This is a genomic window from Burkholderia sp. Ax-1719, assembly GCF_011753055.1.
In the GTDB taxonomy this organism is placed as follows: Bacteria; Pseudomonadota; Gammaproteobacteria; order Burkholderiales; family Burkholderiaceae; genus Paraburkholderia.
In genome coordinates this window covers 75507-88228 of record NZ_VWWJ01000016.1, presented here as the reverse complement: position 1 = coordinate 88228, position 12722 = coordinate 75507, and the positions used below count along the sequence as shown (strand labels likewise).

Sequence of the window (12722 nt, the reverse complement as noted above, 5' to 3'; positions counted from 1 at the left end):
TGCAGAACGATCGTTGAGGGTAATGGTCCACGATTGGCTGTCCCCCGACCCGAAGCGAGGCTTTAGAGTCAGCCACTACGGGCGATCCCGGATCGGGCGCTACGTTTGTGTTGTCGCAGACAATGGCACAGGATCGCGAGCGATGTTCTTTTATCGCCATCGAGATGGAAACTGGTGCGTTTTTCCACCGGAACCCGAAAGACCGACCATGCGAATTGCGGACTATTGCTAATTTGCAAGCGTGACTCAAAACAAGGCCTCAACTCGAGGCCTCAACGCGGCATCGTGATCCTCAGACTCGAGTGTGGAACCGAACGATGATGACCTACGTTGCGAATTGATCAATGTAGTTGGCCGTTCAATCTGCGATACGTGCGAGAGACCGGTAAAAGTCGCGGTATCGTGAACCCGGGCCTCCTTGTAATTGATATCACAGACCCGACGAAGCCAGCACGCGTCACTTCGCTGACGTCGCCCGCGATGCTCGACCCAAGGGAATCTTTGATGGTTAGAGAGAAGCGCGGACTGCCCGTTGCTGATAATGGGAGTAATGGGGGTGGGGGTGCTGAGGTCGGCATTTACGACATTGCGTCGGACTGTAGGTACCGTCGGTTGCTATCAAGTATCGACGTCGCTACAGTCACCGATGGCGGTGTTGTCGCTCCAAAGGCGCCGTCAGGGCATGAAGGTGGTCTGTCTGCCGATGGCCTCACCTATTACATTGTCTCGCTTGTATCTAACGCATATTACGCGATCGACATCTCTGTCCCGGAACATCCGAAAAACGTTGGCTCGATCGATGTTGCTACGCTCCCATTGGGCGGCGTCGCTCACGGACTTTCGTTTAGCAACGACGGCACTTGAGCCTACTTCGCTTCGATTGGCTGTGACGGAATCAGGCTGTCGAGCTTACCCGCGCCGCTGAATGACCAGAATGCGAAGGCGCAGAACGGCTTCTACGTAATGGACACCACGCGAGTGCAGGCTCGCACCCCGAACGCACAAATGACGTTGGTTACATCTGTACCGGTAACGGATAGTTCGACGTCTCAGCACACCATTCCAATCAAAATTGGCGGAAAACAATACCTCGTGTACGTCGATGAAGGTGGAGAGGGGGGGCCTTGCGGATGCTGCAACGAAGAATCCGGCAGCAGCGTGCGCGGCAGGATTGGCACCGTTTCCGATGGCCCATATTTTTGACACGGCTAACGAAGCGAGTCCGGTACAAATCGCCGAGACTCGGCTCGAAGCACATGTCATCTCCAATTGTTCAAAGGTACTGCCTGATGTGGTTGGCTTGAGCATATTCACGTATGGCAGCGACTATTGCTCGGTGGATACAGTACGCCTGCCTAGCTCCCCATGCGGAAGACGCACGTGCAGTGCAGGAGCTTCATTACCCGAGCCAACAACTTGTGCCGTCCGATGCGGCGGAGCGTGTGGTCACCCCGGGAGGGCGCTCGTCGTTTTCTCTAGCTGAGCGTCTACTTGCGGACGCGCGCGGTAAGTCTGTCTTCATGCTGCAGCTTTTTGGCAGGTCACTTCACCCACTCTCGCTCGCCCATCAGGGAGTTCCTGTTGGCCCTCCACCTCTTCCCGCGGGCATTCGCTGTGACGCACGCTTAACTATGAGCGCGGCACTAGATCGGCAGCATTGGATCTATCGCGATGCGGAGTTAATGCGTAACTGGCAACCCCAGGCAGGAAATCGCGCGTGGGCTCGGCATTGCTGCGAGCCCGCCAATCGGCGTTCAGTTCGGTATCAGATGTGCTCGCGGTCCGCAAACCTTTCGTCCCGTAAATATTGTGACCATCAGGGAATGGGATGCGGATATAGGGGCAAACTCGCGTCGATAGTAATCAGCTGTGGTCGCCATTGCGCCACTGCGAAGATCAAAGCCAGTCTGGGTTAGATTGAGAGGGGGCCGGAATCACTGTTCAGCGCGGCAACGTCACAAAATCGTTGGCCGCGTGCAAATGTGAGAGCATCTTCGCCCCGTGAGAGTCCATACCGAAGGGGCCAAGGTGGCTTGCGCGTGCGAATCCGGGGGGGGAACGTCGCGTTGGCCTGTCTTTGCTGAATATTCTGCCGCGGCTGCGGCCATAAAATGCAGGGCGCGTCACGCACCGAACCGCCAGTTGCAGTTCTGTAGAGCTGCCGACCGCTACGGCTTGCAGTTTTGCAGGACATCTTGGAAGAGCCGCGGAGGCAAGAACGATTTTGGAGAATCCTGTTTGCTCTTGGGGCGTGTGGCTGACATGAGGCGATTTTTGCGCTGCACTATAATAGCCCCTATTTGTCTTCGATTGTGGTGTCTGTAATTCTCGGAGAAGTGGGGTAGGCTTTGCCTAGCGCCGCGACGCCGCCGTTACGGCCGAAAGCCTTGGATATGGATATTGAGATCGCTCGCGAGACGGTGGACGACAGTCCGCTGTTCATCAACCAGGTGTTCGACAGATTGCTGACCGACATCGCCTTGTGCGAACTTGCGCCTGGTCAGCGTATCCGTCAGTCTGCCTTGGCGACGAGATTGCAGGTTTCGCGGCAGCCCATTAGTCATGCGCTTCAACTCCTCAAGCACGAAGGACTTCTGCAGGACGCTGGGCGACAGGGGCTGGAAGTTGCCCCAATCAACCCGGATTACATGCGGTTGTTATATCAAGCTCGACGCCCGCTCGAGGCGACGGCGGCGGGGCTGGCCGCGCAGCGCGTGGCCGACGGCCAGGCGTCTTCTGAGGAACGCGCGAGTGTCGAACAGGCGCTGGAAGAAGGTCTGCAGAAACTGCGCACCAACGCACCAATTGCAGAGGTGGCATGGGCCGATTATGAATTTCACACGTCCGTCTATCGGCTATCGGGCAACACGGTCATCGAGCAGATGATGAATGGACGATGGGCGCACATCATGCGCTCGCTCATCGTTTCCAATAGCTATGCGAATCTGCCGCACGTTTGGGAAGAACACACGGCGATTGCGCACAGTGTGCTTAAGGGCGCAGTTGTGGACGCCTCCGACCTTGCCGGTCGTCACGTCCAAACGGCGGGAGTCGACCTCTGCAAGCGGCTTCAAGCAATGTCCGGGCCGGCCAGCTGAGACACTGCACTGTCAGAGCGATCTGATGCATGAAGGTCAGAGCGATGTTGAAACCTGACGGGCCCGCATCAACACCCGCGCAGTCTCGGGCGAAGCATTCGCTACCAGATTCGCCCTAGTCCGCAATACATCTTCGAACATTGTCTTGCCTGCAGAGTGTTTTCCAGCATGACTGTCGACCAGTTCCAAGGTCCTGCAGACAAGCTGTTGAATACTGTCGTCGACAGGTAAGCCGTCCGGGCTAGCGGCCAACTCCATCAGCGACCCGATACTCATTTCTACTACCGTAACGCTGTCTACGGTTGCCATTGCAAGTCTCTCCTTTAAGACACGTGCTACCTATCGTTCAGAGCGGGCGGCCGGAAGTTGCATCCTTTTGCACGAATTCCCCCGCGTGTCGCGCCGAGACGCTCTTCAATCCATGTCCCCGCCATAGTGTGAATTCGGAATTCCATTTTTGCTGAAATTTAGGGGTTTTTATGGGGGGAGTCAACGTTGTAATCGAAGGGTTTACCCTTCAGGTTTTGACGAAAAGCCACCAAGAAGGGCACGACCTCTGATTTTTTGGTGAAGTATTCCTTTATAAATCAGTTAATTAGACGTGGATTTGCCTCAGTATGGGGGAAGTCCCTATGCAAGTGGCGTTGACTTTGGATGGTCAGAGGCCTAACGTTGCGTTTATGGAATTCGGAATTCAAACTTCTCTGGTGGCAGACAGTCCTCTGTTTATCAACCAGGTATTCGACAGGCTGCTTGCGTCCATCGCGTTGGGCGAGCTCAAGCCCGGACAACGCATTAGGCAGGCGGAACTTGCACGTCAACTGAACGTGTCCCGTCAGCCGATCAGTCACGCCCTGCAGTTACTCAAGCATGAGGGCCTGCTGCAGGATTCGGGTCGTCAGGGACTTGAGGTAACGCCTATTGACCCTGAATACATGAGGCAGATGTATCAGGCTCGTAAAGCGTTAGAGGTGACAGCGGTGGGATTGGCGGCACAACGTGTGGCAGACCGGATTGCGACACCAGAGGAAGTGGCCGCACTCAAGCAGGCAGTGAGTCATGGTCAAAAAACCTACGAAGAAGGAGACTCGCTGCCGATGCTGGTCCGGGCGGATCTTGAATTTCATAGGGCGATCTACCGACTTTCCGGCAACTGCGTGATTGAGCAGATGATGAATGCTCGATGGGCTCACCTGATGCGATCAATGCTCATTGTCCTTGACGAACCGAAAACCCCGGGTCGCGCGTGGGAGGAGCACCAAGAAATGACGGAGTATGTGCTGTCCGGTAATGTACTTGAGGGGTCAGACTTGGCGGCTCGGCACATGCAACGAGCAAGCAGCGATATGTATCGCAGGCTTACTGAATTCGTAGTCAGCGTCGACTGACGCAGGCACATCACGAGCGGTAACTAACGATCCCGAAGACTCGGGATGTGTGGGCTCGCTTTTTCTGAGAATTTTGGAGAACTTAATAATGAAACTCACCACTGAACAACTCGCCGAATTTGACGAACTCGGCTACATCTTCCTTCCCGACTGCTTCCCGGCTGAACAGGTAAACGCACTGCGCGCGGCTGCCGCTGATGTGTTCACCCAGCAGCGCCCAGAAGTCTGGCGCGAAAAGGATGGCACGCCGCGGATGGCTTTCGCCTGTCAGGAGTACAACGAGGTGTGCAAGCTCCTCGCAGCGGATGAACGTCTTGTCGACCCCGTGGAGCAACTGTTCGGCGAGAGCTGCTATCTGCATCAGTTCAAAATCAACGCAAAAGCCGCTTTCACTGGCGACGTCTGGCAGTGGCATCAGGACTTCCCGACTTGGCATAAGGATGACGGCATGCCGGAGCCGCGCGCGATGAACATTGCGGTGTTCTTGGACGATGTAATGCCGATCAACGGCCCGCTGATGATTGTTCCGCGTAGCCACAAATCGGGCGCGCTCGCGTCGTCGCATGACGTGAAGACGACGTCGTACCCGCTCTGGACGCTTGACAACAAGACGGTCTCGGAACTCGTTGAGCGAAACGGCATTGTCACTCCGACCGGCAAGAAGGGGGGGGTGCTGATGTTCCACGCGAACATCGTCCATGGCTCGGCGGGGAACATTACGCCATATTCGCGCAGGATTGTGTACCTCACGCTTTCAGCAGTTTCGAACGCCATCGTTAATCCGACGCGACCTGAATTTATAGCCCACCGGGATTTCACCCCGGTCGAGAAAACGTCGGCTCGCGCCTTTGAAGAGTATGTAGAAAAGGTTGTTGCAGCCTAAAAGCTCCATGCGCGCGCGGCCGCAATTAATCTACTAAATAAGTATTCCTGATTGAAATAATTTGATCGAATAGACACAGCGTCCGCTCGGGCGCTGTGTCGCAGGATCTGAAGGTAAAGGTATGGCAAACAGAATGAAGGATAAGGTCGTTATCGTCACTGGTGCTGGCTCGTCCGGACCAGGTTGGGGTAACGGGAAGGCGGCTGCGGCGTTGTATGCCCGCGAGGGTGCAAGCGTGCTGGCGGTCGACTATCGCATCGAGGCTGCATTGGAAACAGCGGAGACCATCACCGCTGAAGGTGGAAAATGCGTCGCCGCGCGCGCAAATGTCGCCGACTCGAAGGATGTGCAGGCCATGGCTGCCGAGTGCATCAAGCACTTCGGCAAGATCGATGTTCTGCACAACAACGTGGGCATCGTTGAAGTCGGCGGCCCGGTCGAGACGGAAGAGGACGCGTGGAATCGAGTCATTGCCGTAAACCAGTCGAGTGTGTTTCTCACTTGCAAGTATGTTATCCCACATATGCTGCAGAACGGGGCTGGCTCCATCGTCAACATCGCATCGATTGCTGCCATCCGCTGGTTGGGTTTCCCGTATCTTGCCTATAGCGCTGCCAAGGCCGCCATGCTCGGGATGACACAGAACATGGCTGTTCAATATGCGGGGCAGGGCATTCGTGCGAACTGCGTACTACCGGGATTTATGAACACGCCGCTTATTCGCGAGCCGCTCAAAGAAACATACGGTGGGAATGTCGACGAGATGATCGACCAGCGCGACGCCCAAGTACCGACTGGCAAGATGGGCGACGGATGGGACACAGCCTATGCTGCGCTATTTCTAGCTTCCGATGAAGCCAAATACATCACGGGCACGAGTTTGGTGGTGGATGGCGGGCTGACAGCTCGTTGTGCTTGATAACACCTTATAAATAGAAAGTTTGGAGACACGCATGGATACCACCCGTCGTACATTCATCAAGGCTGGTGCATCGCTAGGTTTGGCAAGCATTACCGGTGCGCCGCTTTTCGCCGATACGCCGTCGTACACGTATAAGTTAGGGACAAACGTACCGGTCACACACCCGATCTATCTGCGTCTGAAAGAGGCATCGGAGAAGATCAAGGCAGAGACTGGCGGCAAGGTGGAGATCCGCGTGTTCCCCAATGGGCAGCTCGGCGGTGATACGGAGATGCTCAGCCAAGTCCGCAGTGGTGGCATCGACCTGCTCACCCTGCCGGGCGTCATTCTCGCGAACCTTGTGCCGATGGCTTCACTGAACAGCGTCGGTTTTGCCTTCCCGGATTACCCGACGGTCTGGAGGGCCATGGACGGTTCTCTGGGCGGGTTCATCCGAGACAAGATCAGTGCGTCCGGTCTTGTCGTCATGGACAAGGTCTGGGACAACGGCTTTCGTGAGATTACGGCAAACAATGCCATCAAAACGCCGGCCGACCTCACCAACATGAAGATTCGTGTTCCTGTGAGCCCGCTGCTACTGTCGCTGTTCAAGTCGCTGGGAGCGGCGCCGACGCCGATCAACTTTAACGAGTTGTATTCGTCGTTGCAGACGAAAGTCATCGACGCACAGGAAAATCCGCTGCCTATTATTGCGACCGCAAAACTGTACGAGGTGCAAAAAACCTGCGCACAGACGTCGCATGTTTGGGACGGGTACTGGCTTCTTGCAAACGGGCGGTCATGGCAGGGTCTCCCCCAGCCGATGCGAGATATCGTTGCCAAGAATTTGAATGCAGCGGCGACGTTGCAGCGGGCAGACAGCGAAAAGCTCGCGGTTTCGCTTGCGCAGGACCTCTCGGCGAAGGGGCTCAAGTTTAACAAGCCCGACCCTGCACCGTTCCGAAAGACGCTCGCAAGCGCCGGCTTCTACGCTGACTGGAAGAGCAAGTTCGGTGCTGAAGCGTGGTCTCACCTTGAAGCCTACTCGGGCAAGCTCGGTTAGTCCTCCCCGCAACATAGGTACTGGAATGCCAGTCGCATAACGACGGCGTTCCTAACACATCCTCCGATACAACGGTCGATCGAATCGCTACATGGATTCAAGGGAGACGTTCATGCGAGTATCCCCGCAGCTATCCGCGCCTGCGCCCACCCAAGCTGCCCCTCCGAAAGGGGGCTTGGGCTCGGTTTTTTTCTTTCTCGACCGGGCTATAGGTACTCTGGTCGAAACAGCCGCTGCACTATTGGTCGTGACGGAAATCGTCCTACTGATGGCGGGCATCGTAGCGCGGTACGCGCTCCACGACCCACTTACATGGTCTGACGAACTCGCTTCGCTGCTCTTTCTCTGGCTTGCGATGTTTGGCGCAGTTGTTGCCCTACGGCGCGGCGAACATATGCGGATGTCGTCGCTGGTCAGTCGGATGAAACCGGACAACTCGGCATTGTTTGAGGCGATTGCCGTGGTCTGTTCGCTAATTTTCCTGTTGCTCATTCTGGTGCCGGCTTATGATTCGGCTGAGAACGACGCAATCATGACCTTGCCGGCAACGGGAATTTCTCAACTTTGGCGCACAGCGGCGCTGCCAGTTGGCGCAGTGCTTATGGCAATTACTGCGGTGGTCCGACTCTTCGCCACTGTCAAGCCGATGACGGCGCTTAAGGCCGTGTTGGTCTGTGCGGTTATCTCCGGCATACTGATTCTCACGAGATCGCAGTTGACCAATCTTGGCGCGCTCAATTTGCTCGTGTTCTTCGTCGTTCTGATGGGGGCGGCGGTGCTCGCGGGTGTGCCGATTGCATTCTCGTTCGGCCTTTCAACGTTGGCTTACCTAACGCTAACGACGTCGACGCCTAGCGACATCCTCGTCGGCCGGATGGCAGAAGGAATGTCTCATCTGATCCTTCTGTCGGTGCCGCTGTTTGTATTCCTTGGTCTGCTCATTGAAATGACCGGGATGGCGCAGAGGTTGGTCGCGTTCTTGGCATCACTGCTCGGACATACTCGGGGCGGCCTTTCGTATGTACTGATCGGAGCCATGTATCTTGTCTCTGGCATCTCCGGTTCCAAGGCGGCCGACATGGCGGCGATCGCCCCGGCGCTGTTCCCGGAAATGCGCAAACAGGGTTGCAAGCCCGGCGAACTTGTCGCGTTGCTCTCGGCCTCGGGGGCGCAGACGGAAACCATCCCGCCGAGTCTCGTGCTCATTACGATTGGGTCGGTCACAGGCGTATCGATTACAGCGCTCTTCACGGGCGGAATTTTGCCGGCAGTCGTCGTTGGCGTTTTCCTGTGCGCCATGGTGTGGTACCGGAACAAGAAGATGGAGATCGCGAAGCGCGAGAGGGCCAGCGGAAGGGCTATCTGGCGCACTTTCGTGATTGCGCTGCCGGCAATTTTCTTGCCTTTCCTGATTCGGTTCGCGGTCGTAGAGGGTATCGCGACGGCCACAGAGGTATCGACTATAGGGATTGCATACACTGCCATCACAGGTCTATTTCTCTACCGACAGTTTGAGTGGAAGCGCATCGTACCTATGCTCATAGACTCAGCTTCGCTTTCTGGCGCGATTCTGCTCATCATCGGCGCTGCGACTGGCATGGCATGGGCGCTGACGCAATCTGGATTCTCGGACGCTCTTGCCCAAGCAGCGCAAAACCTACCGGGTGGTCGTTTGGGCTTCCTCGCCGCATCGATTGTTGGCTTTATCATACTGGGCAGCGTCCTTGAGGGCATTCCTGCTGTGGTCCTCTTCGGTCCGCTACTGTTCCCTGTCGCGCAGATGGTCGGCATTCATGAAGTTCACTATGCAATGGTGGTTATCTTGTCGATGGGCATCGGCCTCTTCATGCCTCCCTTCGGTGTAGGCTACTACTCTGCATGTGCGGTCGGCAAAGTTAACCCCAACGAAGGTATCGGCCCGATGCTTCAGTATTCGTTGGCGCTGCTTGCTGGCGTACTCATCATTGCGGTTGTGCCGTGGTTTTCGATGGGTTTCCTAAAGTGACGGCAAAGCACGTGGTGACGGATAGTCGGGTGTGTGTAATTGCGACGCGGTCCGACTGATGATTGACGTTAAACGACTACGCTATTTCGTGGCGCTTGCCGAAGTTCGCCACTTCGGCAAAGCAGCCGCGTTGCTGGATATCACTCAACCACCATTGAGTCGTCAGCTCAACGCGCTGGAAGCAGCCCTTGGTGTACAACTGCTCGAACGGTCGTCACGTCGGGTTGAACTTACGCCAGCAGGGCGGCAGTTCTATCAGGATGCCAGGCTTATTTTGGAGAAGTTGCAGCAGGCTGAGCGCAATGCGAAAGCCGTGGCTGCGGGTGAAATAGCTAACGCCGCAAAGAAAAATAAGACTACAAATTTGGTGAAGGGTGTGCGTGGGAGCCTTGCGTGACCGGGGCGCCTATGGCTCGAGTGTCGAATGCTTGAACCTCGATTTGTGCACCACAATCAAAAAAATAGTGCACGGTTCGAGACCGGAAAGCAGGCTTTTGGTGTGGGTGGTCCCCCGTGTGCAACGCTGCGCTCGTGAGCCGCCAATACGGTGGCTCACGGAGTGCCTGTGCAATGTCGGTGCACGAGATACACAGATAGGCTTGATCGACCTGTGGCTCAAAAAAGTTAGTTCCTCTGCAATGAACACTGGGCGTCACCTTGCGAGCGCGGGTCGTGATTGGTTGATGCTCCGCGCCGTGCGAAATGACTGCCCGCGATATTCGCGAATCATCTGGCATTTGCCGCTGGCGAGATAGCATCGCGATTACGGCGTGCGCGTTCTAGGCATTGAAATCATCGCGAACGTCTTTTTCGTTCGAATTTAACAATGTGGTCCACATAGTGGTGCTGTAGTTAACCCTGAAATTGTGAAATTAGCCTTTATGAAAGCATAATGCTTATCTAGTATGGAGGCCGAAGATCTTGGTATGAATTACATGGGTCCATAATATGGATCTCCTCGGCGAACTGCAAATCGGGAACTGCTCCTGTCGGGTAACTGAGATCGCTTCCTGTGCGTTCCCATCGAGAGACAGTACATGTCGAGTATCAAGGATTTTGCTCACCCGAGCGTTGTCGATTTGACCGAAGAGGAGCGCGTCTATTCAAAGATCACCTGGCGCCTGATCCCGCTATTGTTCATGTGCTACGTGGTCGCGTATCTCGACCGGGTCAACGTCGGATTCGCAAAGTTACAGATGCTGAGGAATCTTGGCTTCAGCGAAACGGTGTACGGGCTGGGTGCCGGTATTTTCTTCGTCGGCTACTTTGTTTTTGAGGTGCCGAGTAACATCATCCTGCACAAGGTCGGCGCGAGGGTGTGGATCGCGCGCGTAATGATCTCTTGGGCTGTCATCTCGGCAGCGACAATGGTTGTTACCACGCCGACGATGTTCTATCTCGTGCGTTTCCTGTTGGGTGTGGCAGAAGCCGGCCTGTTTCCAGGCGTGATTCTCTATCTCACATACTGGTATCCGTCCGCGCGCCGCTCGAAAATGATTGCCCTGTTCATGACGGGAATTCCTGTGGCGGGAGTGATCGGTGGCCCGGTATCTGGGTGGATCATGCACACGATGGACGGTCGGAACGGATGGGCGGCCTGGCAGTGGCTGTTTCTGATCGAAGCGATTCCTTCGATCGTAATGGCGATTGCCGTGCTTGCCTGCCTGCAGGATCGCGTAAGCGATGCTAAGTGGCTTACCGACGATGAACGCAAGCGGATTGCTCGGGACATCGCGCATGACCAGGCACAAGCACAGTCGCACAAGCTGCGCGATGGCTTTACAAATCCACACATGTGGATGATGTGCGGCATTTATTTCTTTTTTGCCGTGGGCCTTTACGGCGTCGGTTTTTTCCTGCCAACGCTGATCAAAAATTCCGGTGCAATCGATCCGCTTGTAGTTGGCTTATTGAGCATGTTGCCTTACGCGGCCGCGACCATCGCGATGATCCTGGTTTCCCGTTCGTCGGATGCGCGCCGCGAACGCCGCTGGCATATCACGCTTCCAGCGTGGCTCGGCGCGCTATCTTGGGTGGTGGCAGTGGAGTTCAGCCATAACCTCATAGTCGCGATGATTGCGCTCACCGTCGTGACCTGCTGCGTGATTGTCACGATTTCGCAGTTTTGGTGTCTACCGACAGCGGTTCTGTCGGGCGCTGCGGCTGCGGCGGGTATCGCGGTGGTGAACTCCCTCGGTAATCTGTCTGGTTTTCTAGGGCCGTTTTTCATTGGCTGGATCAGCGATAAGACACATTCTACCGATATCGGCCTGTACTTGATGGCTGCGTCGATCTTCATCGGTGGTGTGTTGGTACTGTTTGTAAAAAAGCAATTGGTTAATCGGTGAATGAATGATGAAGAAAGTCGGTGTGATTGGCCTGGGCGCAATGGGGCAAGGTGTTGCGAAAAATCTGCTTGCCGCGGGCTTCGACGTGTACGGCTGCGATGTGCGGGAGGCTTCGCTGGCTTTATTCGTGGCGCAGGGAGGCAAGCGCTGCGAAACGCCTGCGCAGCTGGGCGCTGAATGCGACGTCGTAATCATCTTCGTGGTGAGCGCGGAGCAGACGGACGTCGTGCTTTTCGGGGAACATGGGGCGGCGGGTGCGATGCGCGTGGGCAGCGTTGTGGTCGCATCGGCGACCGTGCCACCAGCATATCCGATCGCTCTTGGCGAGCGGCTCGCTAGGAGCGGCATCAGCCTAATTGATTCGCCCGTTTCTGGCGGTGTTGTAGGCGCGGCGGATGGCACACTTTCGTTGCTGGCGTCGGGCCCGGATAGCGCATTCGAAGCATGTGAGGACGTGCTGCGGGCAATCTCGTCGAAGGTGTATCGATTGGGCAGTGCGCATGGCGTGGGCTCAAAGGTCAAGATTATCAACCAGTTGCTAGTGGGGGTGCAGATCGCCGCCGCAGCCGAGGCGATGGCGTTGGGTCTGGCTGAAGGCGTCGACCCGGCTCAACTCTATGAGGTCATCACACATAGCGCTGGCAATTCGTGGGCTTTCTCGGAGCGCGTGCCGCGCATCATTGGGGGAAACTATGCGCCAGCAGTCACAGCGCTCGATATTTTCGTGAAGGATTTGGGTCTTGTGCTCGAAACTGCAAAGGCAAACGAGTTTCCGCTGCCGCTGGCCTCAACCGCGTATCAAATGTTCACAACAGCTTCCGCCGCCGGTTACGGCAGCGAGGACGACACGGCAGTCATCAAGATCTTCCCTGGAATCAAGTTGCCAACGTCCGAGGACCAGAACTGACAGGCGCAGAACATCCATCATCGGCTAGAGTATTCGTCGCTCCGGAAGGCCATCGCACTTGAAAACGATGGCACGTTTAGATATTTCGCTATCGCCAAGAAGGTGAATGCTTGCATCGGTGCGAGCGCA

Annotated in this window: 9 protein-coding genes and 1 pseudogene; 9 read left to right on the top strand and 1 reads right to left on the bottom strand. The window is 56.0% G+C overall.

The annotated features are described in order from the left end of the window. Nucleotides 1–2393: 2393 nt before the first annotated feature. Complete coding sequence (locus F3J17_RS23640; RefSeq protein WP_205194924.1) at nt 2394–3098, top strand: GntR family transcriptional regulator; 705 nt, start codon at nt 2394–2396, stop codon at nt 3096–3098. Between the two features lie 36 nt (nt 3099–3134). On the opposite strand, the gene F3J17_RS23635 is transcribed toward F3J17_RS23640, so the two are convergent. Next, complete coding sequence (locus tag F3J17_RS23635; protein ID WP_167064551.1) at nt 3135–3407, bottom strand: hypothetical protein; 273 nt, start codon at nt 3405–3407, stop codon at nt 3135–3137. A 323-nt stretch (nt 3408–3730) separates the two neighbouring features. On the opposite strand from F3J17_RS23635, the gene F3J17_RS23630 reads away from it, so the two are divergent. The 8 genes and pseudogenes from F3J17_RS23630 (at nt 3731) to ltnD (ending at nt 12593) form a co-directional block, all read left to right on the top strand. Further along, nucleotides 3731–4486 (top strand): GntR family transcriptional regulator, encoded by a 756-nt coding sequence (locus F3J17_RS23630; protein ID WP_240161128.1) that lies wholly within the window; start codon nt 3731–3733, stop codon nt 4484–4486. Nucleotides 4487–4574: 88 nt separating this feature from the next. Next, on the top strand, nt 4575–5369 hold the full coding sequence (locus F3J17_RS23625) for a phytanoyl-CoA dioxygenase family protein (RefSeq protein ID WP_167064548.1): 795 nt from the start codon (nt 4575–4577) through the stop codon (nt 5367–5369). A 121-nt stretch (nt 5370–5490) separates the two neighbouring features. Then, entirely contained in the window at nt 5491–6288 is a 798-nt protein-coding gene (locus F3J17_RS23620; RefSeq protein ID WP_167064545.1) for an SDR family NAD(P)-dependent oxidoreductase, read from the top strand. A gap of 34 nt (nt 6289–6322) precedes the next feature. Further along, on the top strand, nt 6323–7333 hold the full coding sequence (locus F3J17_RS23615; RefSeq protein WP_167064542.1) for a TRAP transporter substrate-binding protein: 1011 nt from the start codon (nt 6323–6325) through the stop codon (nt 7331–7333). Nucleotides 7334–7445: 112 nt separating this feature from the next. Beyond that, nucleotides 7446–9338 carry a TRAP transporter large permease subunit gene (locus F3J17_RS23610; RefSeq protein WP_167064540.1) on the top strand — a complete coding sequence of 631 codons (1893 nt, stop codon included), beginning with the start codon at nt 7446–7448 and terminating at the stop codon, nt 9336–9338. A gap of 58 nt (nt 9339–9396) precedes the next feature. Continuing rightward, a pseudogene (locus tag F3J17_RS23605) lies at nt 9397–9666 on the top strand (LysR family transcriptional regulator); the annotation flags it as partial. 709 nt (nt 9667–10375) lie between these two features. After that, a complete protein-coding gene (locus tag F3J17_RS23600; RefSeq protein WP_167064534.1) occupies nt 10376–11686 on the top strand; it encodes an MFS transporter in 1311 nt (436 codons plus the stop codon). 4 nt (nt 11687–11690) lie between these two features. Continuing rightward, nucleotides 11691–12593, top strand: a complete 903-nt coding sequence (ltnD, locus tag F3J17_RS23595; protein ID WP_167064531.1) for an L-threonate dehydrogenase — start codon at nt 11691–11693, stop codon at nt 12591–12593. Nucleotides 12594–12722: the final 129 nt, after the last annotated feature.

Coding starts and splice junctions, on each gene's coding strand:
- F3J17_RS23600 (WP_167064534.1), top strand. CDS start 10,376: ATGTCGAGTATCAAGGATTTTGCTCACCCGAGCGTTGTCGATTTGACC.
- F3J17_RS23640 (WP_205194924.1), top strand. CDS start 2,394: ATGGATATTGAGATCGCTCGCGAGACGGTGGACGACAGTCCGCTGTTC.
- F3J17_RS23615 (WP_167064542.1), top strand. CDS start 6,323: ATGGATACCACCCGTCGTACATTCATCAAGGCTGGTGCATCGCTAGGT.
- F3J17_RS23630 (WP_240161128.1), top strand. CDS start 3,731: ATGCAAGTGGCGTTGACTTTGGATGGTCAGAGGCCTAACGTTGCGTTT.
- F3J17_RS23635 (WP_167064551.1), bottom strand. CDS start 3,407: ATGGCAACCGTAGACAGCGTTACGGTAGTAGAAATGAGTATCGGGTCG.
- F3J17_RS23620 (WP_167064545.1), top strand. CDS start 5,491: ATGGCAAACAGAATGAAGGATAAGGTCGTTATCGTCACTGGTGCTGGC.
- F3J17_RS23625 (WP_167064548.1), top strand. CDS start 4,575: ATGAAACTCACCACTGAACAACTCGCCGAATTTGACGAACTCGGCTAC.
- F3J17_RS23610 (WP_167064540.1), top strand. CDS start 7,446: ATGCGAGTATCCCCGCAGCTATCCGCGCCTGCGCCCACCCAAGCTGCC.
- ltnD (WP_167064531.1), top strand. CDS start 11,691: ATGATGAAGAAAGTCGGTGTGATTGGCCTGGGCGCAATGGGGCAAGGT.